The organism is Oscillatoria nigro-viridis PCC 7112 (assembly GCF_000317475.1).
Taxonomy (GTDB): Bacteria; Cyanobacteriota; Cyanobacteriia; order Cyanobacteriales; family Microcoleaceae; genus Microcoleus; species Microcoleus nigroviridis.
The window spans coordinates 6,250,652-6,275,100 of record NC_019729.1 but is presented as its reverse complement, the minus strand read 5'-3'; the positions used below and the strand labels follow the sequence as shown (position 1 = coordinate 6,275,100).

The 24,449-nt window shown below is 45.9% G+C and carries 20 protein-coding genes and 1 pseudogene; 10 read left to right on the top strand and 11 right to left on the bottom strand.

The window, feature by feature from the left end; all coding sequences use genetic code 11:
• Positions 1–38 precede the first annotated feature (38 nt).
• The 6 genes from dut to OSC7112_RS26015 form a co-directional block, all read right to left on the bottom strand.
• Entirely contained in the window at positions 39–473 is a 435-nt protein-coding gene (gene dut, locus OSC7112_RS26035; RefSeq protein WP_015178696.1) for a dUTP diphosphatase, read from the bottom strand.
• A 137-nt stretch (positions 474–610) separates the two neighbouring features.
• The gene (locus tag OSC7112_RS26030) at positions 611–2,695 is read right to left on the bottom strand and encodes an FAD-dependent thymidylate synthase (protein WP_015178695.1); all 2,085 of its coding nucleotides are present in this window, start codon (positions 2,693–2,695) and stop codon (positions 611–613) included.
• A gap of 179 nt (positions 2,696–2,874) precedes the next feature.
• Complete coding sequence (locus OSC7112_RS40195) at positions 2,875–3,015, bottom strand: hypothetical protein (RefSeq protein ID WP_190274453.1); 141 nt, start codon at positions 3,013–3,015, stop codon at positions 2,875–2,877.
• Positions 3,016–3,113: 98 nt separating this feature from the next.
• Positions 3,114–4,445 (bottom strand): sensor histidine kinase, encoded by a 1,332-nt coding sequence (locus tag OSC7112_RS26025; RefSeq protein WP_015178694.1) that lies wholly within the window; start codon positions 4,443–4,445, stop codon positions 3,114–3,116.
• Positions 4,438–7,209 carry a hybrid sensor histidine kinase/response regulator gene (locus OSC7112_RS26020; RefSeq protein ID WP_015178693.1) on the bottom strand — a complete coding sequence of 924 codons (2,772 nt, stop codon included), beginning with the start codon at positions 7,207–7,209 and terminating at the stop codon, positions 4,438–4,440. Before OSC7112_RS26020 ends, OSC7112_RS26025 begins: the two co-directional genes overlap by 8 nt.
• A gap of 1,079 nt (positions 7,210–8,288) precedes the next feature.
• Positions 8,289–8,912, bottom strand: a complete 624-nt coding sequence (locus tag OSC7112_RS26015) for a Uma2 family endonuclease (RefSeq protein ID WP_015178692.1) — start codon at positions 8,910–8,912, stop codon at positions 8,289–8,291.
• Between the two features lie 145 nt (positions 8,913–9,057).
• On the opposite strand from OSC7112_RS26015, the pseudogene OSC7112_RS26010 reads away from it, so the two are divergent.
• The 6 genes and pseudogenes from OSC7112_RS26010 to OSC7112_RS25995 form a co-directional block, all read left to right on the top strand.
• Positions 9,058–9,437 (top strand): annotated as a pseudogene (locus OSC7112_RS26010) (HD domain-containing protein); the annotation flags it as partial.
• Between the two features lie 190 nt (positions 9,438–9,627).
• The gene (locus tag OSC7112_RS26005) at positions 9,628–10,839 is read left to right on the top strand and encodes an RNA-guided endonuclease InsQ/TnpB family protein (protein ID WP_015178691.1); all 1,212 of its coding nucleotides are present in this window, start codon (positions 9,628–9,630) and stop codon (positions 10,837–10,839) included.
• A gap of 48 nt (positions 10,840–10,887) precedes the next feature.
• Positions 10,888–11,046, top strand: coding sequence for a hypothetical protein (locus OSC7112_RS36200; RefSeq protein WP_397318259.1), 159 nt, complete (start codon positions 10,888–10,890; stop codon positions 11,044–11,046).
• Positions 11,047–11,096: 50 nt separating this feature from the next.
• Complete coding sequence (locus OSC7112_RS26000; protein ID WP_015178690.1) at positions 11,097–12,251, top strand: ABC transporter ATP-binding protein; 1,155 nt, start codon at positions 11,097–11,099, stop codon at positions 12,249–12,251.
• A gap of 204 nt (positions 12,252–12,455) precedes the next feature.
• Entirely contained in the window at positions 12,456–12,614 is a 159-nt protein-coding gene (locus OSC7112_RS40190) for a hypothetical protein (protein ID WP_190274270.1), read from the top strand.
• Positions 12,615–12,626: 12 nt separating this feature from the next.
• Positions 12,627–13,031 carry a hypothetical protein gene (locus OSC7112_RS25995; protein WP_015178689.1) on the top strand — a complete coding sequence of 135 codons (405 nt, stop codon included), beginning with the start codon at positions 12,627–12,629 and terminating at the stop codon, positions 13,029–13,031.
• Positions 13,032–13,093: 62 nt separating this feature from the next.
• Here the strand turns inward: OSC7112_RS25995 and OSC7112_RS25990 are convergent, their stop codons facing one another.
• The 3 genes from OSC7112_RS25990 to rbfA all read right to left on the bottom strand — a co-directional run bounded on the left by OSC7112_RS25990 (position 13,094) and on the right by rbfA (position 15,909).
• Positions 13,094–13,327, bottom strand: a complete 234-nt coding sequence (locus tag OSC7112_RS25990; RefSeq protein WP_015178688.1) for a DUF4327 family protein — start codon at positions 13,325–13,327, stop codon at positions 13,094–13,096.
• 365 nt (positions 13,328–13,692) lie between these two features.
• Positions 13,693–15,354 (bottom strand): glycoside hydrolase family 3 protein, encoded by a 1,662-nt coding sequence (locus tag OSC7112_RS25985; protein WP_015178687.1) that lies wholly within the window; start codon positions 15,352–15,354, stop codon positions 13,693–13,695.
• A 144-nt stretch (positions 15,355–15,498) separates the two neighbouring features.
• Entirely contained in the window at positions 15,499–15,909 is a 411-nt protein-coding gene (gene rbfA / locus OSC7112_RS25980; RefSeq protein ID WP_015178686.1) for a 30S ribosome-binding factor RbfA, read from the bottom strand.
• Positions 15,910–16,117: 208 nt separating this feature from the next.
• On the opposite strand from rbfA, the gene OSC7112_RS25975 reads away from it, so the two are divergent.
• The 3 genes from OSC7112_RS25975 to sipA all read left to right on the top strand — a co-directional run bounded on the left by OSC7112_RS25975 (position 16,118) and on the right by sipA (position 17,446).
• On the top strand, positions 16,118–16,486 hold the full coding sequence (locus OSC7112_RS25975) for a GIY-YIG nuclease family protein (protein ID WP_015178685.1): 369 nt from the start codon (positions 16,118–16,120) through the stop codon (positions 16,484–16,486).
• A gap of 4 nt (positions 16,487–16,490) precedes the next feature.
• On the top strand, positions 16,491–16,697 hold the full coding sequence (locus tag OSC7112_RS25970) for a hypothetical protein (protein WP_015178684.1): 207 nt from the start codon (positions 16,491–16,493) through the stop codon (positions 16,695–16,697).
• A 509-nt stretch (positions 16,698–17,206) separates the two neighbouring features.
• Positions 17,207–17,446 (top strand): regulatory protein SipA, encoded by a 240-nt coding sequence (sipA, locus tag OSC7112_RS25965; protein WP_015178683.1) that lies wholly within the window; start codon positions 17,207–17,209, stop codon positions 17,444–17,446.
• 273 nt (positions 17,447–17,719) lie between these two features.
• On the opposite strand, the gene OSC7112_RS25960 is transcribed toward sipA, so the two are convergent.
• Positions 17,720–21,085, bottom strand: coding sequence for an EAL domain-containing protein (locus tag OSC7112_RS25960; RefSeq protein ID WP_015178682.1), 3,366 nt, complete (start codon positions 21,083–21,085; stop codon positions 17,720–17,722).
• 516 nt (positions 21,086–21,601) lie between these two features.
• Here OSC7112_RS25960 and OSC7112_RS25955 point away from each other — a divergent pair.
• Positions 21,602–22,042, top strand: coding sequence for a pentapeptide repeat-containing protein (locus OSC7112_RS25955; protein WP_015178681.1), 441 nt, complete (start codon positions 21,602–21,604; stop codon positions 22,040–22,042).
• Positions 22,043–22,338: 296 nt separating this feature from the next.
• On the opposite strand, the gene crtH is transcribed toward OSC7112_RS25955, so the two are convergent.
• Positions 22,339–23,883 carry a carotenoid isomerase gene (gene crtH, locus OSC7112_RS25950; protein ID WP_015178680.1) on the bottom strand — a complete coding sequence of 515 codons (1,545 nt, stop codon included), beginning with the start codon at positions 23,881–23,883 and terminating at the stop codon, positions 22,339–22,341.
• Positions 23,884–24,449: the final 566 nt, after the last annotated feature.

Below are 24,449 nucleotides of genomic sequence, written 5' to 3'. Positions count from 1 at the left end.
TTAAAATGTAGAATTATAACTGTATCGAGACAAGTCATTTATGGCGAGATTCCAGTCGAGCCAAATCCATTATCTCCCCTAGAGCTGGTACTTAACATTTTTACTTCTTCAATTTCCACGCGAATTACCGGCGCGATTACCATTTGAGCAATTTTCATGCCTTTTGTCACTTGAAAAGAAGTTTGACCGTGATTGATTAAGATTACTTTGATTTCGCCTCGATAGCCCTCATCTATTGTTCCTGGTGCATTGAGTACAGTGATTTGGTGCTTGAGAGCTAAACCGCTTCTGGGACGAATTTGGGCTTCTGTTTTTTCAGGTAGTTCTATGGATATACCTGTATGAATTAACTTGCTTTCTCCAGCAGCAATTTCTAATTCATCTATAGAAAATAAGTCCAGTCCAGCATCAGTATCATGGGCATATTGGGGGATTATCGCTAATTCATGCAGTTGCAGAATTTTTAATTTCATCTTGTTTCTTCCTTCTACCTTCGGCTACAGCAGATTCCACGTTTGTGAAGTATACCAGCCTATCGCTCAATCCCCGTAGGGACAAGGCACGGTACGGTGTCCCTACTACACTTCACAAACCTGGAGTACCCTGTATATTACGGTGCTAGCCTTGCTTTTCCCAGACGATTTGTTGTGTACCACTTCGCAATGTCGGGTGCCCACTTCTCAAAATGAGGCCACATCATTTCGCAGAGTTTTTGAATTTCCAGTTGAGCATTTTTCTTATTTCTCAAGTCAGAAAAATGCAGGAAAGACCTTAAATTGAAACTGACTACAAAATGCTGGCGGTAGTCAAAGGGTAATTTGCCTCTGGCGTGTTCTTCGGACATACCGCCGTCGAAGTCAATTTTATAACGTTTAGCTGCTTCTAGACACCACTGTAAATCTTGTTGTCTTTGTTCGGGAGAATAGTAGTATTTTTTGCCTTCGCGGTCTGTATAATAATCTACTGGACGCAGGTAAAAAATATCTTCTATATCTTTTTTGCCAACTGCTACATCCAGAAATTGATTGCCTGTATAGCGCAGGGAATTATGTACTACTAAACCATTAGCAACAAAATTATGCCATTCACCATCCACCTCTAGGTCATAAGTCATTTGTTCGCCAATATATTCAACACTCTTGACTTTTACGGGATGAGAACGCAATTTTCTCCCTTTTTGCTTTGGCTTGACTTGCCAATTTTCCGGCTCTAATATTGGCGAGTAAGCTTTAGCAAATTCAAGCTCTAAGTTTTTTTGATGAATATATTCGTGACATTCTTTGCAGAAAGTCACTAGATTATCAAAATCATAAGCAAGAGATTTATCTGCAAAAACTGGTATTAAGTGATGGGCGTGAAGAACACCACCTCTGACAGCACATTTCTGGCAAATAAAATCAAACTTTTTATGGACTTGGGGCGCAATTTGCCGCGTCCAAGCGCCAATTAATTCTCGATCCGTAGAAGTACCACCTTTCCAAAAATTAGACTCAGCACCTCTTTGCGTGTAGATTTTTGCATTTTCGATTCGTCTCTGGCGGCTTTCTTCAGAGAGGTTAAGTTGATAACCTCCTTTACCTTTATTCCAAGGTTCATCTCTTCCAGGTTTTCGCTTATTTAGAGACAATCCATAAGCATAGATCCATTTTTTAACCGCCTCAATTGAACAGTTAGCTAAAGTCGCTATTTCATCGGCGTGCAGTCCTTGATTAAGTTGCTCTACCAACCAAGCCTTGTTGCGATAGAGGGCATGAGGATTGTAATTCCAAGGTTTATGATTGTCAAGATAATGTGGACTAGAGCATTTTAAAGACAACTCAAATTTATCAATCCATACTTTAACCGTAGCAATAGAGCAAGCCGATAAACCAGCAATTTCTTTGATAGTTAATCCTTTTGCGATTTGGGCTTCTAGCCATGATTTGTCTGTGTAAAGCCTATCGTCCGTCACTGATAAACCATTGCACATGACATAGGAGTTTTTGGCTATGCTAACGACATTGCCATCAGATGCGGTTGTCAATCCAACCGCATCTTTCATTGTTTGCCAACCGCTTGCGGTGAATAAACGGTGATTGGTAGTACACTCTAAAGTCTTGCCATCTTCCAATGTAACTTTATAAACGGGTTGAATACCGCTACACATTACATCTTTGATATGACCCACTTCAAACAAGCCAGTTTGTTCATTTAAAACTCGCAAGCGCATTTTACGGATTCTTTGCTTGCAGTCACGACGATATTCGCCTGGTGGTTCACCATTTCGACCTCGAATAGACCGAGAACGAATCGCTTTTTCCCCATTAGTCCAAAGGTCATACAGTTCTCCAATAGTTTTGCTCAAATTTTTCTTGCCAGCACTTCCCTCGCAATCAACAAAAGTGATTGCGGTATCAGCAGCAAGACATTGCACATCAAAGGATACTCCTACCCGATGTGTCCTGGCTTGCTGCATGACACTGTGGGGAAAATAGCCACAATTAAAGATAATTTGGGGATGTTCTAAGGGGCCGTAATGCCCCCGATCGCCAGCTAAGAGCCTTTTTACGATAATTTCTCCGCATTCTGCCTCACAGGGCCAGGAATCGCGCTCGTCAAACACGAAATTCTCGGTATAGTCTTGATGGAGGGCTGCGTAAATTACTTGCTGAGGATTTGGTGTTTGAGAAATAACTTCTACTCGAAATCTATCCATATATATTTTTATTTTTGAAGCTCGCTCTAGTTGAAAAATTTAACATTTTAAATTATTTCATAAGATGGCATTCTTGGCAAGTTTTTCAAGCTAATAATTCGTTGACAGCTACGCTAAAACCTGAGTCCTAGTAAAGTTACCCGATCGCAGCATATTCTTGAGCTTGTAAATTTTTGCCGTTAGTGCAGCCCGGGCGAGAGGATCGCACTTTTTACTGTCGGGCCGCTGACTATGGCTGTTTGCCCGGTTCCGCAAATTAATTGATTTGGCTTGTATAGGGGTTTGTACTCAAATTTATTGACGAGATTTGTGGCTGTCATGTTTTACCGTTTTTTGCACCGCGTACTACTATATCAATAGTTTGGATGGTTTGAAGGGGCGCTATCAATCATCTTTATGCTGCCGCTGCAACGATTTGTTATGCTGCGTCAACGCCGATCCTTGCCTGAATGTCTTTTACCGCGAGATCCTTCAGCGGAATTGAAATCACAAACTCTGTACCTTCACCTAAAGTTGAGTTGACTTCTAGAGTTCCAGAGTGTTTCTGGACTACGATTTGATGAGCGATCGCCAATCCCAGCCCTGTTCCTTGCCCCACGCCTTTGGTGGTAAACAGATACTCAAAAATTTTTTGCTTCACCGCATCCGTCATGCCAATCCCATTATCGTGAATTCGGATCGCTGCCTGAGATTCCGACAATTGGGTTTTGACAGTAATCTGGTTGGGGTTGGCTTCGATCTGAGCAAAACTGCGTCCTTTATTTGATTCCTCAAGGGCATCGATCGCATTGGCCAGCACATTCATAAATACCTGATTCAACTGTCCGGCAAAGCATTCTACCTGCGGCAGATCGCCATAGTCTGTGATGACTTGAATTTCCGGGCGACATTCGTTGGCTTTGAGGCGATGCTTGAGAATCAAGATCGTGCTGTCAATCCCGTCGTGGATATTGTAATGAATGGGGCGATCGCAATCAGAACGCGAGAAGGTTCTTAAACTGCTGCTGATTGTGTGAATGCGATCGACTCCTTCTTGCATCGAATCGATTAACTTAGGTAAATCCTCTTGTAAATATTCCAAGTCTATTTCCTCCAAAAAAGCCTGTAGCGCGGCACTCGGATTAGGGAGTTCTTGTTGGTAGAGAGCGAGCAGTTGAAAGAGGTCTTTAATATAGTCCTGAGCGGGTTTCAGATTGCCAACAATAAAGCCAAGCGGGTTATTAATCTCGTGCGCGACACCCGCCACTAAATTGCCCAAAGCAGACATTTTTTCCCTGTGGACTAAATGAAGCTGAGACTGTTGAAGTTGTGTGAGTGCTGCTTCTAAATCAGCCGTTTGCTCAGCTACACGCTGTTCGAGATTTTTAGTTAACTGTCTTAGCTGCAAATGAGTTTTCACCCGTGCCAGCACCTCTTGTTCTTGAAATGGTTTGGTGATGTAGTCCACTGCACCCAAGTCAAATCCTTTCACCTTACTGTCGGCATCGGAGAGAGCGGTCATAAAAATGATGGGAATACTGGCTGTTTTCGGATCTGCCTTCAGACGTTTGCAGGTTTCAAAGCCGTCAATTCCTGGCATTTGAACATCGAGCAATATCAGATCGGGAGGATAAGCTTGGACTCTCTTAAGAGCGCGATCGCCGTTGATTGCGGTTGCTACTTCATACCCCGCATCACTTAAGGTTTCACAAACCACTTCTAAGTTCGCAGGGGTATCATCCACCACAAGAATTAATTCAGGACTAGACATCGGCTTTTTTCTCTGTGAGGTGTTGTTTTAGCAACTCTTCAATTTCTTCGTCTTTAAATTGCTTGGCAAGCTGAAGAATTTGTGAGGCAAAATCAGCGTAACGAGGGTTAGAGCGAGCAAGATACTCTGTGTGTTCTCGTAGCCGTTTTAAGTTGCCTTGCTCTGCCAGTTCTAGTAACGTCTTTAACTCTCCAGGAGAAGGAATAATCCCTTCTGGCTTCTGTAAAGCAGTCGTTGGAGTGGATGGCCCCGAGTCGTTTGACGCTGCGATTCCGTATTTCCACTTTAATGCCAAATGAGTGGCTAAGAGGTTAAATAATTCACTGACTTCCACTGGCTTGGCCAGGAAATCATTTCCCCCTGCATCTAAACTCATCTGTCGATAGGCTTGTGATACTGATGCAGAAGAGACTACGATCTTCTGGTGTTGCAAATCATTTGCACTGCGAATTTGTTTGAGCAGTTCAAAGCCGTCCATGACTGGCATTGCCAAGTCTATAATCACTAAGTCAGGTTGAGACTGTCGGATTTTTTCCAATCCTGCTTGTCCATTTTCTGCCTCGCTAACTTGAAATCCTAGTGGTTCTAACAAGTTGACCAGAACGGCTCGGTTTTCCCAACGATCGTCTACCACAAGTATGCTGCGCCGTTGTCCTTCGTAACCAATAATTTGTTTTCCAGTTGTGAAGGAGTTTTGCTGTGCCCAATCGGTGGCGATCGCCAGTTCCACCTCAAAAAAGAACTCACTGCCGACTCCGGGTTGGCTTTTAACTTGGATTTCTCCGTTCATGAGTTGGACAATTCTTTGGCTGATCGCCAATCCTAAACCCGTGCCCTCGGCTTGGCGCTTGCGATCGCCCACTTGTTCAAAAGCCTGGAAAATTTTATCCAATTGATCGGGCGCAATTCCTACGCCCGTATCCTCAACTTGAAATTTGAAAAAGCGAGTGGACGGATTGGGATGATTCTCAACTACGGCAACCTCGATCGTAACAGAACCTTTGTCGGTGAATTTAATCGCATTTCCCACCAAGTTGAGTAACACCTGACGCAGCCGTTTTTCATCGGCAAAAACCCCTTCCGGCAACTGCGGATCGGGCTCGTAAACAAAGTCAATGCCTTTTTGATCGGCACGAATGCGGCAGATTTCAGCCACACCTTGGAGGAATGAGGGAAAGTGAATCGCTTGAGGTGTGAGTTCTAATTTGCCGGCTTCAATTTTGGACAAGTCCAACACATCGTTAATCAGCGTCAGCAAATGAGAACCGCACTGGTGAATGACCTCTACCCCATGACGTTCTTTTGCTGGCAATGCGCTGCTGCGGTTGAGGATTTGAGCATAGCCCAAAATGCCGTTGAGGGGAGTGCGGAGTTCGTGGCTCATGTTGGCGAGAAATTCGCTTTTTGCTTGGTTCGCGCCATCAGCTACCTGTTTTGCTTCTTGCAGTTCTGCGGTGCGTTCCTCGACACGGCTTTCCAGTTCGATAAAGGAGGTTTTGAGTTGACCTGCCATCTGGTTAAAGGAATCTGCCAGCGATTCTAATTCACTAATTCCTTGCACCTGAAGTGTTTGATCCAACTGTCCCGAACTAATCGCCTGACTGGCTGTTTGTAGCTGCAAAATCGGTTTGGTAATCCAACGCGAAGTAAAAAGACCCAGTATAGTCGTCACCACCAAAGCCCCTAGACACAGCAAAATTGTGGTGCGAGTATTGGCATTGATTTGTGCCATGAAATCTGATTCGGGTACCACAACGACACTGAGCCAATCGATACCTCGTTCGTCTCGAATTGCGGAAACCTGCACGAACTGCCGTTGGTTTGCTAGCATAAAATCAAGCTGTTGATTCTGTGCAATAGCGTTGAAGTTGCTAAATCGATCGAGGATAGCTTGCGCTGTGGCACGAATTACAGAACTTTCAGACTTGACGGCAGGAATTTGTTGCAACTCCTCATTTTTAAGATCGATAATGTAAGGCTGACCGATCGTTGAACTGGCAATCAGATTGCCCGATCGATCTACGATAAACGTTTGTCCCGTTTTGCCCACCTTCAACTCGCTCAGAAAACGATGAATCTTGTCCAGCCGAAAGGTGCTTTTTTGCACCCCTAGTAACGTTCCATCGCGATTGTAAATCGGCTGGGATAGACCCAGCGTAGCCGAGTTATACGAACTGCTGACGTAGGGCACAGATGTCCAGGCTGGTTTTCCAGCTTCCTGTACAACTTGATACCAGGGTCGAGTCCGAGGGTCAAACTCTGCCTGAGTTTTGAGCAGTGCGATCCGTTGACCTCGATCGTCAAGTTTGTAGAATCGGCGTTGAGGTAGACGCGCTTTGTCACTGAGGCGAGAAACGATGCCGTCATTGATTGTTGTATCTAGGGCAATATTCGTGCCGTCCTCTAAACCAATTTGCACGTCTTCGAGGGTATTTTGGCTGACTAACCGCCACAAAGTTCGTTCCAGTTTGGTGAAATCTGTTAAATCAAGCTGACCCTCTTGGGCGGCAGCTACGATCACTTGTCCGGCAATATAAGGTTTTTCCAAATAGTTTAGAACTTGCAGGTTGAGGCGATCGCTCATCTCTTGTCGCAACTGACTGGCAACATCATTGACTGCCTTCTGTCCATTTCTCAGAGAAATATATCCCGTTAATCCAACTGCTGCAAAGATTTGTAGAACAAACGGGACAATCAAGAGCGATCGCAGGGAAAGTTTGCGCTTAAGTTTAAATAGATTCAGGGATGAGTTTGGCAGAGACATGGTAGTAGCTTCTCTAGAAAATAGACTTTGAGGAATTGCTAGCTCGATGTTCAATCCACCTTGGTAGAGGTTTCAAGGTGCTTAAATTCCTGGCCAGACACCGACGCTAACAATTAATGTCGTGCCTCCAAGGAGCAGTCGCATTAGTAAGTTGCGAGTGGTTTTCTCTTGTTCACGGAAGTGCAACAATCGCTGAGTTGGTTGATATGCCGTTGGTTGGTGGAGTGGCCCGGAGGCTGCGATCGGCGGCCGATCTGTTAGCCGACTGTTTTTTGCAGTAAATCGGGCGATCGTTCTGGATCGAATTTAAAGGCGATCGCACTCTACCAAAAATCTCTCAACCCCATTCCCATCGAAGACTACCGCTTATAGAAAATCGCATAGAAAGCCGAGGGCTTCTAGTCGCGGGAGGAATCTGCTGACTCTTTAGGGTCAGTCCTTTTAAGTCTATGCCTCAGTCCCCTAATCAGAGTTCTTAGCACAACTGGTTTGATTGCTCACTTCGGACTCGCAATTTTCTTTAGTAATTATTTCTCTTCTTGAGTGACGCCAAACGTAATAAATACATCGGGCTTGGTCATGGACGGATACCACAGTTAGAGATACCTTAATTATAGTGGTTAGGGTATTAAACCACTTTACAATCTAGAAACAAGTTTGTATTTGTTATTTTGAAAAAATAATTATTTATGATGCCCCCGCTCCGACCTCTTTTGCCAACACCCCTGTTAACAACTATGCCGCTGCTTTAGGTGCTGAGTAAACGCCATCAGTCGGCAAAATCAAACCAGTAACAGACTAATAAAAATTGATTGCCCGTCCATTAGGATGAAGCTGAGTTGCACCCTCTTTAAACATCCTGAAAAACGCCTTTAAGTTGATTTGAAAAAGCGGAACGTTATAGTTTGCTTCCAGCGAATTTATCAATAGTTAAAACTTGCATATAAAGCGATACTGAACTATGTTTGCTGGCTCCTATCTTATCATTAAGCCTCGTATCGATATCAAGTTTATAGCCTTAATTTTCAATTTTTTAATTGCTATTTTTAGGCTTTTAATAAATTACTTTGACACATTCCTCAAGCCAACAATTCACTCACAGCTACGCTAAAACCTGTAAGTACCCTTTGAGTGTTAACAACTTCATCGTTATTAAACAACCGCCAGCGTTGCCCTGCATTGACAAATATTAATCTAGCTTCAGGAAACAACAACCAAACTTCTAAACATCCCGATTCCAAATATTCTTGAGCTTTTGCAAATAACTCTTCGCCGCTATCTTCCGGGGAAGCAACTTCCGCTATCAAAGGAAAACTTTGGGAAAATGCTGTAAAATTGCCTGATTGTGGCAACAATTCAGGAGTGATGTAAGCAACATCGGGACGGCGACCCTGCTTGCTAGTGCGGCAAAGGACTTCTGTAACAACTTCTCCTCCCTGTCCGCTGGAATTTTTGTAAGTTTTCCAGGAAGTAGCTAGATTAACTTGAGCGAGACCGTGCTTGAATGTCATTCCTGTTTTCTCCACTAAGTTGCCGTCAACCCATTCCATTCTATCAGGAGGATTGACTAAAAACTCTTCTAGAGATATGACTTTTTCTGGCTGAGATTCTGGGTAAATTTCGGGTGTATTTTCTAATTTGGGATGTGATTCTGGCTCTGAGTTGCGATCGGAATTTTTGGGTATAATTATAGTAGCTGTCATGCTAGCAACCTCTCTTTAACGATTATAATTGTACAAGCGATCGCTCTCGATCGCATCTTGACGATTTTAGGGAACTTGGTAGATTTTGTCTTTTCAACTTAGCCCGACAATTTATATATCATAGCAATTCAGAAAGGTGACTTTCATGATTCTCTCAAACCGTTTTTCAGAAGCCCTCACCTATGCCGCCGAATTGCACGCTACCCAAGTCCGCAAAGGTTCCGGCGTTCCCTACATTGCCCATTTGTTGGGGACTGCTAGTATAGCTTTAGAATATGGGGCTTCGGAAGATGAGGCGATCGCAGCTTTGCTTCACTCTGGCGATCGAAGATCGAGGCGGCCCCACCACCCGCGAAGCCATCCGCCGCCGATGCAGGCGATACCGTCACAGCGATTGTAGACGGCTGTACCGACAGTGACGCGACGCCGAAACCCCCTTGGCGTCAGCGAAAACAAGCTTATATCGATCGCATTTCTACAGCTTCTGCCTCAGTCAGATTAGTCTCGGCTGCTGATAAACTTTATAAATAAAACCCTGAAAACCCCGCGACTTTAGTCCGGGGATGAAAGGGACAAGGAGGCTTTAGCCTCCCAGTCTATTTTCTGAGCTCTCAGGATGGCGCTGTCAAGTAAAACCATGTAAATCTTTGTGAACAAATCGAGGTATGTTAAGCCGACTCTGGTAGCATAAGACTATCGTGATGAGGTCGAAGTCATGTTAGTTTTTGAGTTCAAAGCATCGGGTAAAAAGCAGCAATTTGACGCTGTAGACGAAGCAATTAGAACGGTGCAGTTCATCCGCAACAAAGCATTGCGCTTTTGGATGGAAAACGAAAAAGTTGATAAATACGACTTGAATAAATACAGCGCCATTCTAGCGAAGGAATTCCCGTTTGGCGACGACTTAAACAGCATGGCCAGACAATCGAGTTCAGAAAGAGCGTGGTCGGCGATTTCACGATTTTACGACAACTGTAAAAAGAAAGTCCCAGGAAAAAAAGGATTCCCGCAATTCCAGAAACACAACCGCTCCGTCGAATACAAGACTACAGGCTGGCGTCTGGCAGACGACCGGAAATCAATCACTTTTACCGATAAAAAAGGAATCGGCAAACTTAAATTAAAAGGAACCCGCGACTTGCATTTCTACCAGCGCAGTCAAATCAAACGAGTACGCTTGGTAAGGCGAGCAGACGGATATTATGTCCAGTTTTGCATTCAAGTTGACCGTTCTGAAAAGATTGAAATCACGGGTAACGCCATCGGGTTAGATGTAGGACTTAAAGAGTTTTACACTGACTCAAATGGCATTGCAGTTGATAACCCGCGTTTCCTCCGCAAGGGAGAACGCAGGTTGAAGAAATCCCAAAAACGAGTTTCAAAACGAGTCAAGGGTTCGCAAAACAGAAAAAAAGCTAGAGCGATTCTAGGAAAGCGCCACCTCAAAATAAGCAGACAGCGTAAAGATTTTGCCGTGAAGTTGGCAAGATGCGTCATCCAGTCTAACGACTGCGTAGTCTACGAAGATTTGAGGATTAAAAATATGGTGAAGAATCACTGTCTGGCAAAATCGATTAACGACGCTTCTTGGTATATGTTCCGAATTTGGCTGGAATATTTTGGCAAAGTATTCGGAAGAATTACGATTGCTGTGCCAGCTAACGGAACAAGTCAAGAATGCTCTAGTTGCGGAACAATTGTTAAGAAAAGTCTCTCAACGCGAACCCACGCTTGTCGGTGTGGATGCGTATTAGATCGTGACTGGAACGCAGCTAAAAATATCCTGAGTCGGGGATTGAGTACGGCGGGGCACGTCGGAACTTGGATCTTAGATCCGAACGCTTGTGGAGAATTGACCGCTACCGATGTTGAAGTAATTCTGCACCGGCAAGTTGATTCTGCGAATCAAGAATCTCCTCGGCTTTAGCCAGGAGAGTGTCAAAATGTTCGATCGATCCTGAAAGATTCCCGTCAATTGGGTGACGTTGTTTGGGAACGCTTCAAAGGTGGCGCATTGGGTTCTCTCTGGTATTATCGTTCTTTAGTAGAAGCATTCCGCCAAGCTGAGTTAACGCCTATAGTGGAAGAATTAGACCGCACAGTTTTAGAATTGGAACAGTTTTCTGAAGGCTGAAGGCTGAAGGTAAAAATCACTAATTATCAATTACCAATTACAGTTACAAAATGGCAAATGTTCGCTTAGAAAATATTACCCGACGCTACCAAAACGTCACCGCGATCGAAAACATCAGCTTCAAAATCCCGGACGGGGAATTTTGGGTATTAGTCGGGCCATCCGGCTGCGGTAAATCCACAATTATGCGGACAATTGCTGGCTTAGAAACCGCAACTTCCGGCAATCTTTACATCGGAGATAATTTAGTTAACAACATTCCGGCGAGACAGCGGGATGTAGCAATGGTGTTTCAAAATTACGCGCTTTACCCGCACATGACTGTCGCAGAAAACCTGGCTTTTGGATTGCGGATGCGGAATGTTGACCCGACTAAAATTCAAGAACGAGTCGAAACAGTCGCCCGATCGCTCTCGATCGACCACCTCCTCAAGCGTAAGCCCAAACAGCTATCAGGCGGACAGCAGCAGCGGGTAGCACTCGGAAGGGCGATCGCCCGCGAACCGAAAGTATTCCTTTTAGATGAACCGCTTTCTAACCTCGACGCTCAACTGCGAGATGACACTAGAGCCGAACTCAAACAACTGCATCAACGGCTGGGAATTACCACAATTTACGTCACCCACGACCAAGTGGAAGCGATGACTTTAGCTGATAAAATTGTAGTTTTAAATGGGGGAAAAATTCAACAAATTGGAGACCCCCAAAGCATTTATGCCAAACCAGCTAACCGCATGGTTGCCACATTTTTAGGCAATCCCGCCATGAACATTTTGCCTGCAATTTATACTAACGAATCCTTTCAAGTAGGAAATCAAGCTTTAGCCTGTCCGCCCTCGATTCAGAAAAAATTGCAGGCGAGAGAAGGACAAGGATTTGATTTGGGCATCCGTCCAGAAAATATAGAAATCTTTACGCCACAAACAGTAGAAGATGATGATTTGAAAACCGATGTTTGGGCATTAGAAAAAGTCCCCCTCGATGTAGAGGTAAAAGTAGTGGAACCTCTGGGGCGAGAAACTTTAATTCGGGCGAGTTTGCCGTTGTTGAGTGCTGAAACTACTCTACAGTTACAAATACCTGCGAGTGTTCGCTTGCGATCCTCTTCGAGGGCTTCGCTAACGGGCGATCGGCTGACGGTACAGCTTGACTTCGATCGACTATTTATATTTGACCCTTCCACCGGCGAGGCGCTGTACCCTTAACGGGATTTAACAGGACTTACGCACAGGTAATCAGCAACCAGGTTTTTATAGTCGCAGTGCCTAAGTCCTGTTCAATCTAAAATCTAAAATCTAAAATCTAAAATCTAAAATCTAAAATAGACCGATCCTTCCAGTGGGAAAGTCTCGATTCGTAGTTACAAAAGTTTACACTTGACATTTATTAATTTACCAAGTAATGATACGATGAGTATTGGCAAAACGGAAAAACCTCCCCCCAAAAGCAGATCTTTCCTGACTCAGGGCGATCGCGACCCACAACGCCAGCATCTTCCCGCTAAGACGCGGCTTTACGCCCAGACTTGGGAGCAACTAGCGAACCAAAAACTCAGAAAAACGTTCTAGCGGCATTTTTAGATGAATCCCGACAACCTGCCTCAAATGCTGCAAACAGGATTTCACCTAACTTTAGGTGCAACTTCCTTTTTGATTGAGACATTGCAAGATCCCCTGAAGCGAGAAGAAAATCTTGACAAACTGAAGTCAGATTTTGGCCAGCTAGCCGATGAGCTGCTGGAAAAAGGAGAAATGACTGAGCGAGAAGCCCGGAATTTTGTAGATACTATTTTCTCTCAACCGGGCGATCGGGAGAATGCAGACAGCGAATCTGTCTCGCCCAAGCCATCAGATGCAGCGACTGATGCTCCTCCCGAGTCGGTTGTACAGTCTAACGTAAAGCTAGAGATTCAAGAATTAACTGCACACATGGCAGCGCTGAGGGCCGAGTTGGAAAATTTGCGAGCCGAAAATTCCCAGTATTAAAGAATCAAGAGTCTTTAACACAGCCGGAGTTTACTTGCGGACTGATTTAAGAGAACAAAACTTTAGTCATTGTCCCATTGTTCAGACCCGATCAGGTCGGCAATCCGATCGCGCAGCAAGAAGTCGCATTTTTCTAATTCGCACTCTACACAGGCCCATTCCCGGGGCGGAATGAATTGGCACAGGGTATAGATGGGCTGTTGGCGGCTGAGTACGCCCTCATGCACGAGGTGACGCGCTTCATCTTGGATCACATCTAAAGAGTATTGGATTTGGGGAATAGTGGAGTGAATCATAATGCGCCCTCAATGTTTTACTAAAAAATTTTATGGCCCTGGTAATAATATAGTCCAAACTTACGAATATGGAAGTTAAATTTTGTCCGTATACAGGTATACAATTCACTGCCGTAAATAAAAATAAATTATACGAATTATCAATAAGTGATGAGATCTGTCTGAGGATGTGGAGAAGCAGCACATTTTCCAGACTAGCAAGCGCATCTGCTGGAAAGCTCTATTGAGAACTTAGGAACCCGCGTCCAATTCCCGGTTTCTCGATGCTTTGCCACCAAAGGCAGAATTTATCGCCAGAAACCGGGTTGATGAATTTAACTCCTAACGCAGCAAGCAGCAAAGGAAAGATTTAGGAATTCGACTGCTCAAGCATTGCCCTTTGCGTCAATGCCGAATAGCAATTCTAGAGCGATAGATTGCGCTGCCGGCATCTGCCCATAACAAAATACATAAGGAATACTCGGAGGCAAGTGTGGCAAAAATTGCTCTAAAACGTAGGGGCTTCCGTAAATTAACACAGCTTGCAGTTCTCCCGTCTTTAATAATTTCTTAAACCAATCTTGAGCTGCTTGGGTCAAGCCAGCACTGCCTCGGAAGCAATTGCCGCGAATGAATATTTGCAGCAGTGTCGGATAAAAATTCTCTGCACCTGTATTTTCAGCGATCGCCCCTGTGCGATCGTCAATCAGTTGCAATTCGTAACCAAACTGTTCGGGAAGGGCGATCGCCGGAGTGTGGTTGCCCAAAAACTCGCACCCCAAAACATCATCTACAACAATCAAATTCCGCAAAAGCTGGTTTTCTGCGGGTTTTGGAACCTGCAAAGGTAGATTGCCGCCAAATTTCAAAGAATCTCGCAAAATATCGGCAGCAGTTGCCCTCGCCTGGGGAGTTGCCAGCAAACTTAAGTCGATCGAGTCGATCGATTCTAGATGCTTGCTCCCCCCCTTGTAGGGGCGGTGCCCCTGTGCCCGCCCTGGTTGGGGGGGGTCAGAAATCGGCAAACCCACCTTTATTTTCGCTTTCCAAATTCGCTTGACAGATTCCTTGATTTGTGATAAGGAAATCCGCCCTTGAGTGACAGCTTCGCAGACAGCGAGAATCGCCCCTTCCGGGTCAAGCGGCATCAGCAAAACATCAGCACCAGCCTCAGCAGCCAAAACAGCAGCTTCATTAGCGCCGTACTTATTGGCGATCGCACCCATCACCAAAGCATCCGTCACGATCAAACCTTCAAATCCCAACTCTTCTCGCAGCTTCCCAATCAAAATTTTGCGAGAAAGAGTAGCAGGAAACTCGGCATCCCAAGCCGGAATCAGCAAGTGAGCACTCATCACAGCATCGACCCCAGCAGCCATCGCCTCGACAAAAGGAGGCAACTCAACCCTTGCCAATCTCGCTGGCGAATGCGGCAAAACCGGCAATTCCAAGTGAGAATCAACCGCCGTGTCGCCGTGGCCGGGAAAATGCTTAGCTGTAGTCAAAACCGGGTGTTGGCCTGCGCCCCGAATAAAAGCAGCGGCTAATTTCCCGACAATTTCCGGTGTCTCGCCAAAAGCGCGGACGTTAATCACAGGATTGTCGGGATTGTTGTTAACATCAACCACCGGTGCGAGAATCCAATTTAGACCGATCGCCCTAGCTTCGATCGCAGTGACAGCGCCCATTCCTTCAGCATATCGATCGGCCTTACCTGCATCGTGCCGCGCCACTTCGGCAATTGCCATCGGCGGCCCGAACCAAGTCGCCCCCGCGAACCGCTGGCCGACACCTTCCTCAATATCCGCCGCCAGCAGCAGGGGAAACTTAGCCCAAGACTGCAATTGGTGCGATCGAAGCGCCAACTCCGCAGCACTTCCCCCCACCAAAATCACCCCACCGACGCCCAAATTTTCCAGATAATAGCGGAGTTTGCTGGCAGTTGGTTCCCATTCGGGATAGCGAATTTGGTGGTCGAACAAGCAGCCAGAAGCGCGCACCACGAACATCTGGGCCACCAGTTCTGGTAAGGAAAGATTGTCAATCATTCGATTTTAGATTTTAGATTTTAGATTTTAGATTTTAGATTTTAGATTTGGGAATCGGGAATTGGGAATCGGGAATCGGCCAAACAGGGAATTGGGAATTTTCCCTATCTCCTTCTCTTCCCCTCTTCCTTCTTCCCTCTTCCTTCAATCGGGACTTTCATCGTCAGCGAATTCTTCCTCGGTATCTAAAATATCCGGTTTGCGATCGGCAGAAAGCTGATTCAGCAGCATCAGCATTTTATCGCCCCGTTCCAAAGAATGGTCTTCGAGAAAAATCACTTCCGGCGTCCGGCGCAGTTGCAATCGTTGGCCCAACTGACTGCGGACGTAGCTAGTTGCAGATTTCAAACCCTCCATAGTCTCGGCCTTCGCCTCATCAGTACCGTAGATGCTGACAAAAATTTTTGTATGCTGAAGGTCTCCCGAAACAATTACATCGGTAACGCTAACCATACCGGCACCTACCCGGTCGTCCTTGATTCCATTCAGCAACATCAGGCTGACTTCCCGTTTAACCATTGAAGCTACACGCTCAATGCGACGACTTGTAGCCATAGCACCTACTCCTCTACTTTCCTAATCAGCCGTTTTTATCCCGATCCATAATTGTAGCGCGATCGGTATCGGGTGTTACGGGCGATCGGGGATAAAATTAGGATTTGAGATTGCAGCGCGCAGCTAATAATGACATAAACTTGCCCAATTTGCTACTTTTGCGATCGCTCAATATAAAATCATCCGACAAATACGATCTCCTATCATCATGCCCGATTCTATCCAACAAGAAGCCCGCCAAATTCTTGACACCCTTGCCTTCACCTCATTCGAGCAATGCCAACCCCTCAGCCACAACTTTAATACCATCCCCTCTCGCCCTGGACTTTATGCTGTCAGACATCGTGTGGATGGCCTGCTTTACATCGGTAAAACCAAAAGCTTGCGGGGTAGATTTAGCGGCGGACACAAAGCATTTCTTTGGGCATGGCTCGACAAATACAACTCGGAAGATGTTCGCATCGCCATTCACCCGCTCTCGGCGTGGAGCAACCCTGCGTTATTATTAGAACTAGAAGCCATTATTCTGAGGGCAACTGAGCCGCCCTACAACGTTCAAATCCCACCGGAAAACTAGACTCATGCGATCGACAACTCTGGAACAACTATCTGCTGCCGATGCCGAAGCCATCCTAACATACCTTCCAGAACGAATTCGTGCCGCCCTCATCGCCCGTGCTGCGGAAATTGAATATCCGATCGAAATTGTTGTGGAAATGGCTATTGCTAATTTCCTCGATAGCGAAGCACTTGGTTTTGCCGATTGCCAACCGGGGCGAGGTAACTAAAGATTCTGAACTTGAAATCAGAGAATCATGACTCAAACTATCGCCACGCAACACCTTTCTCCAGAAGCTATTCATCAGTTTGTCGATTATTGATCCGACTAGATAAAAGATGCCCTATTGTCCAAGTCCAATGAATTTGAATGTTCTCTCTCTTACGCGAGCGCAATGGCAATATCGAGGTTTTTACATGAAGAATCCTTGAGCTTTGAGGATTGTCTGCCGATCCAAAACTTGAAAGAGAAGTCAGCCTGCCTAACTCTCTTTTGTCACTTCGGGCGAGAGTATAGCGGTATGGTGCGTCGCTCATTGATAGTCGTCAACAATCAGAATTCTGGTGGCGACGCACCCTACTTTAATTAGAATAGGAGTAGGATAATAATCTCTACCGAAAGTGACAGAAGAGGGCTCAACAAAATACCTACCCACATACCCGACTTTTTGAAGAAGTCTGGGCTCTAAAAGAAGAACGTTTTACTAGATTATGCCGATCGGCAAAAGGAATAAAAGTTATGGAAAAAGAATTTACAATCGGTCAAAAAGTCCGAGTTGTGGCGATGCCGCCTTACGTCAAAACTGCCGAACCGATGCCGATGCTGCGGCCCGCGAATTTAATTGCGATCGGCGCTGAAGGCGTTGTGATCGATCGGCGTCCCGGCAATTATTGGGGAATTCGCTTTGAAAAAGGTGCTTTTCTGTTAGACAGTCAGTACATTGAAGCAGCGGAAACAATTTTAGAAGGTAATGGGTAATGGAGAATGGGGAGTGGGGAATGGGGAAGTGATATCAAATCCGGGTTACTCATCCCCTTTATCCTATTGTAGGGTGCGTCGCTCGATCGCTTTCTGGGCAGCAAGAATTGTTCGTGGCGACGCACCCTACTTTTAGTAAACATCAAGGGGTACGATACCCGGATTTGCTATGATATCACAACTTAAAATCTCCCTTTTCCTTTTCCCTTTTCCTTCTTCCCTCAACATCCATCTGTTAAATCCGTTAGACAATCGATTGCCCCACATCCTTCTTCAACAAGCCAGCTTAGCCTCAAAAGCCAAAGGATTAACAGGAAACTCCCCCAAAACTTCCTCTAAAATAGGAGATGTGAAGTTACAAGGTTGAGGCTTGCCCAAATGATAACCTTGAGCGTAATCTACCCCAAGTTCATTGAGTTTATCCATAATTGTTTGATTCTCAACATACTCGGCAATAGTTTTAATTCCCATGACGTGAGCGATTTTGGTAATAGCTTCCACCATGGCGATATCAATAGGATTATCGACAATATGCTTAATAAAATTGCCGTCTATTTTGAGATAATCAACCGGCAAACTTTTCAGGTAAGCAAAGGAAGACATCCCGCTGCCGAAGTCGTCCAAGGCAAACTGGCAGCCTAGTTCCTTGAGCTGCAAAATCAAGCTGGCTGCCTTGCTGAGATTACCGATCGCCACGGTTTCGGTAATTTCAAAACAAATTATTTGTGGCGGTATTTGATGGATGGAAAACTGTTCCTGAATAAACTCGATAAACTTTTCTTCGTTGAGGCTGTCCCCAGAAAGGTTGATTGAATAAAGGTTGGGATATTTGCCAAAGGACGATTGCAGATCCGACAAAACAGAGCCAGCCGGGAAGGTAACGATTTTATCGCTGTCTACATCGGGGTTTTGGACTAATAAATTGGCGGTGAAAATATTAGATAAATTGCTAAATAAAGTGCGAATTACCCAGCGGTCGATCGCGTGCATCAAGTTGTAGCGTTCTGCAGCCGGAATAAACGCCATCGGCGACACCAACTCACCAGTTTCCAACTGGAGGCGCAGGAGGATTTCGCAGTGGGTTCCGGTGGTTGGAGAATTGAGCAAAGGTACGATCGGCTGAGAGTACAAGCAAAAGCGATTCTCTTCTAAAGCTTGATGAATTTGCACCACCCACTCGGTTTCGCCGTGCTGTTTGATTAATTCTCGATCGCCGGCTTGATAAACCTGTACCCGGTTGCGGCCTTTATTTTTAGCAGCGTAGCATGCCATATCGGCCGCGCTCAAAATCGCAGATGTCGATGCTGTTTTGGGATTGATTGCTACCAAACCGATACTGACGCCGATCGAAAAAGTTTTGTCCTGCCACGCAAAGCGGAATCCCTGAATGCTTCGCAGCAGCGTTTCAGCAACATTCAATCCTCGTTCGACGGGACGGTGATACAGGAGTACGGCAAATTCATCGCCGCCGAGACGCGCCAAAATATCGCTTTTGGGGATATGGCTTTTAAATAGCTGGCTGACTTGGCGCAGCAGTTCGTCCCCTGCAGCATGACCGCAGGTGTCGTTAACTATTTTGAAGCGATCGAGATCCAGGTAAAGCATCACGTGTTCTTGCCCGTAACCTTGAGCGCCGTGTAGGGCGTGCTCTAGCTGGTACTCAAATTCCCGGCGGTTGACTAATTGCGTCAGGGGGTCATGAGTTGCCTGCCAGGTGAGTTGCCGCGCTTGAGTTCGCACTTGCGTGACATCTCGGAACACAACGACGGCCCCGACTATTTCGCCGCTGCTAGCGTGGATGGGGGCGAGGCAGTGGTCGATCGCAAATTCGGTGTTGTTGCGGGCAATCAGCAAGCTGTTGTGTCCTTGGTCAACAATCCGACCTTCGCACAAAGCGATTTCGGCGATATTTTCGATCGGCCGCCTGGTAGTTTCGTCAACTATTCTCAGCACGCTGGCGAGGGGTAAACCTTTAGCTTCCAATGCAGACCAACCCGTAAGTGTTTCGGCAACTGGATTCAGGGTGGAAATGCAGCCGTCGGCGTCAGTAGTGATTACGGCATCGCCGATCGATTGTAGAGTAACCTGAGCGAGTTCTTTTTCTTCAAAAAAGGCTTGTTCCATGCGCTTGCGCTCGGTAATATCTCGCTGCACTGACACCCAGTGGGTAACGTTCCCGGAGGTGTCGGCAATGGGTACGCTGTTGAGTTCCACCCAATAAGTTGAACCGTCTTTGCGGTAGTTAATCAATTCTAGGCGTAGGGGTTCTCGGCGAGAGAAAGCACAGCGAATTTTAGCGACTTGGGTTGGGTCGCTTTCTGGGCCGCGCAAGCAACTGGGGGTTTGCCCGATGATTTCTTCGGGTAGGTAGCCCGTCATTTGGGTAAAAGCTTCGTTGGCATAGATGATGGTGGGGTCGGAAATATCGCTGTCTCCGGCATCCATAATCACGATTGCGTCGTTAGCGTTTACTACGGCAGATTCTAAAAGGTGGAGTCTGGCCTCGGCCCTAAGGCGGGTAGCAATTTCGCTTTCTAGTCTGGCGTTAGTCAAGCTGAGGGATGCGATCGCATTTTCCAATTCCCTAGTCCTTTCTGCCACTGAATCGTGCAGAACATCGATCGCCCCGGACATTTCCATCGGGTCAAGTACGCGCAGTATGTTGGTTTGAGTAACTATTCCCAGGAGTTCTCCGCGTTCCCCCGTTACTACCAACCTGCGGACTAAACGCTGGTGCATTTCCTGATGAGCTACCCACAGCGAGTCTTCTTGCTTGAGGCTAAATAAGGGGGTACTCATCACAGTTTGGGCGATCGTTTGGGACAAATCTATATCTAAAGCTTGAAATTCGACTATATCCCGTTCTGTGACTATACCTACTGGAATGGGGAACGGTAAATCCATCGATAATTCTGTTGATTCGGTAATTACTACGCAGCTAACGCGGTGCTGCGCCATCAACTCGGCTAAACTCCTAACTGACGCGGAGCGAGGTGCTTGAATGACTTGTGCGGTCATTACTTCTTTCACGCGGCGCATTTTTAAGAGATTTGCCGGTTTCAGCATGGCTTGGCGAATGCTTTCCGGGGTAATTACTCCTAAGAGTTGACCTTGAGTGTCCAATATTGGCAAGTGCTTAATTCTTCGTTGTCCCAGCAGAATTAGGGCGCTGAAAATGTCTTGAGTCTCGGATTTTGTCAGAGTTGCTGCCGGCTGCCTCATCACTTCTGCGATGGTGACACCTTTTAAGTTTTTGCCCGAGGCAATCAAATCGACAAGATCCCTTTCGGTGAAGATTCCTTGCAATTGAGAATGTGGAGCCGAGTGGGAGGATAATTTTTCTAGAGATTTTTCCACGACAAAGACGCAGATACCTGCCGCGTCTCTATATGCGCTTGAGGTGGGGGGATTTGCGATTTCTGTTAGTGGCTGATAGATATCGGTTGGTGGAATGTCTGCGTTTAGAGAGCAAATTCCGCGCCGTTGGCCCATCAGGGTAATTACTTCTGCTAGTGGGGTATCGGGCGCAACTGTCAAGGGGTAGCGGTCTATTACTTGAGCTAAGGTTGGCAGATACTTGGAAGAATCGTTGTTGAGCATATTTAATTGAGTTTTGCGATCGCGTGGACTTTGCGACATTCCAAAAAAGTGCTGATTTCCAAGCACTAGGTAGATTTTTACGGCGCTGCTAAGACCTAATTAAAATTTATTGTTAAAAATGCAGCCGAGCTTGGGCTGGGGATCGAGCCTGTGACTGCTTTTCCTCTACCTATAAAGTTATAAGCTTATCTTTATTTTAAGTTAAATTTTCTATCCCGTGACACATTTATTAAAAATAATGTATTTGTTGTGAACTTTTTGCGATAAAATTACCTACTAAAATCATCTGTAGCATTGCGAATCATCTCCCTCTTCAGAAAGACGCATCAGTTGGCTATCCTAGCTAACCTAGAAGAGGTTACTACAAAAAGGGACTGTATTAAGTTCGGCAGTGTTAAGTTTTGCAAGCTGGTCGAGACCGTGTATGTGTTTTTGAGGGGAATCGATGTCACAGCAAAGCTGTGAATTAGATCGCAACTTGCGAAAACAAGCGTGGTAAGATTGTAGATATCAAGACAAGAACTTAAATACAGAGTCTGGTGAGGAAAAGGGATTATGAAACGCAATCTATTAGCCGCTACCTTTTTAATTACTCCCCTACTGTTGGCCGGGCCGGCTCGCGCTGAAAATCCCGCTCACGTCAAACAGTTATTGTCAACGGGGCAATGTTTTCAGTGCGACTTGTCAGGAGCAGATTTAATAGGAGCCCATTTAATTGGTGCTGATTTGAGAGAAGCAAATTTACAAGGCGCAAACCTATCTAGTGCCAACCTCGAAGGCGCGGACTTGACGGGTGCTAACTTGACGGGTGCTAACTTAACCCAAGTTTTCCTGACTAATGCCAGTTTAAATGACGCAGACCTCGATCGGGCAAATCTGACCGCAGCTATCATTAACACCGCTGACGTATCCGGTGCATCAATGCAAGATATGACCATCACTGATGCCAAAATCTACAATACCCAAATCGGCGTCGGCGGCAGCTACGACCAGTAAACTCGTTAAAAGAATGGAAAGCACCAATTTTGAGGTTAAAAACCCGGTTTCTACCCTGAAACCGGGTTTTTAGTCTTTTTGTAGGCTGCCCCGGAACCTCACATTTTCTCTCGTATTTCAAGCGAACAATCTGACCACGAATTTCAAAGGTGGTACCCGCCACGCGATTTATCCGTGGAATCAATCCAAAATCGAAAATCGAAAATCCTCAAGCCCCCCGCATTTATCTCGCGCAAGTCAATCTAAAATCTAAAATCTAAAATCGCGCAATCGATTGACGCACCCTACAATTACCACTAAAAACCCAAATCAACCGCAATTCGGTGCGCGCAAGCAAACCCAGAAAATGCCACCGCATTTAAACCCTGTCCGGGAAACGTACTGTCACCCACACAATACAAACCAGGCATAGAAGTTCGGTTAAACGGCATTCCCAGCAAACCCATTAGCTTCTGTCGCGGAATCGGCCCGTAAGTTCCGTCTTCGCGCCCCAAAAAGCGGCGGTGAGAACGCGCCGTCCCAACTTCCATATAATCCAAGCCGGCATCTAAACCGGGAAAAATCTTTTCTAATCTTTCAATAATTCTCCCTGCGGCCTCTTCCTTTTTCTCCTCGTATTCCGGCTGTGAAAGTCCTTCCCACTCTTCCATCCAACTCGAAGTAAAAGCGTGAACGATGTGATATCCTGCGGGAGCTAAATCCGGGTCGAGCACGGTCGGAACTGACACCAAAACAGTTCCCTCCGGCGCTTCCATTTTGTCCCAATCTTCTAACAAAATGTGGTGGCAGGCACTACCTGCAGGAATTGCGCTTGCTTCCACTCCTAAATGCAAACTCAAGAAACTGGGGGCTTTTTGATAGCGCTGCTGCCATTTTTTTTCACTCGCGGGCATCTCTTCTGCAGGCAGCAATTTCTCGAAAGTATCCCACCGCGTGGCGTTAGAAACTATGCGCTTTGCCCGGTAAACTTCGCCGGTTGCTAGCTCAACTCCGACAGCGCGGCCGTTTTCTGTAATAATTTTTTTAGCCTTAGCTTTGTATTGAATTTTCCCGCCGCATTTTTCTAATCCTTCTACTAATTTTTGGGCAATTTGACCGACTCCGCCTTTGGGATAATTGATGCCACCGTAATGTCTGTCGGAAAATACCATTCCGGCATTAATCATCGGCGTCAAGTCTGCAGGTACTACAGACCAGTAGTAGCATTCCATGTCGATAAATTGCAGCAAAGTAGGGTCTTTTATGTAGCGCCGCGCAATGTCGCCAGTATTTTGAGGCAGATATTTTACTAATCCCAAACAGGCTAAAGGGTTCTGAAAAAAGACTCGGACGAGATATCCGGGTTCTTCTAGAGATAGCAATTCCATGCCGTTGAGGCAGTTGAAGACGCTCCAGCATTCGCCGTAAAATTTGTGGATTCCTTCGCGTTCGTGAGGGAACCTGTCAGTTAATTCTTGCAAGTATTTATCATAAGCCTGGGGCACTTCAAGTTCCAAGCCGCTGGGTAAGTGATAGTGAAGCTGTACGGGGTCGGGAATGGTTTCTAAGGTGACGTTGACTGCTTTCAGGGCGCGGGTGAGGAGGTTGGTTGTGCCCCGCTGTCCGAAGCCAAAAATCATGGAGGCCCCAACATCAAATCTGTAGCCTTCTCGATCGAAATATCCAGCGCTACCCCCCGGAATTGTATAGCTTTCGAGCACTAAAACTTTGGCTTTCTTAGCGGCTAGCTGGGTGGCTGTCACGAGTCCGCCAATGCCGGAACCGATGACAATTACATCAAACTCTTGCTCTGTTGGGCGGGAGTTGGGAGAAAATAACTGGGATTGGGTAGGAGCTGACATTGGGTGAAAAATCTTAATATTTCTATGATTTTACAGTCGATCGCTCCGGAAGCAAGAAGTTCGGCAACGGATTATGTAGCGGATGTAAAGGATAGAAGGAAGACCGAAGTTCGGCAATGCCCAATATCCAATGCCCTGCGCGGGCCGATGCCCGATACCCTATTTTGCCGATGCTCCTGTTTCAAAAAAAATGCGGGAACAGTCTACCATTGCCGACTGCCCCCGTCTGCCGATCCTTTGAGAGGAGAACACTAAAAATCACTATAGCCTTGTTGCTAATTAATGTCAATACTATTGGAAAAATATTTCAATAAGCTGATGGAGGTCGATCGGCGAATGGGTTCTAAGGGAAGGCTTGTGGTCGCAATACTCCAGCAGTCCGGCAGTGGTTTAAACCCCTGCCTAAAAGCTGAAGTCCTTTGAAAAGGACTAAAGAGAAAACTGAAGTTGAGGTTTATTTGGTTGCTGTTGAGTCGTCCTTAGATGAAGGCGAGCTCTGAGGCGGAGGTTTGAAGCCGCGACTGCAATCTTGAAGATGCCGATTCTCACTCTCTGGCTTGTATGCA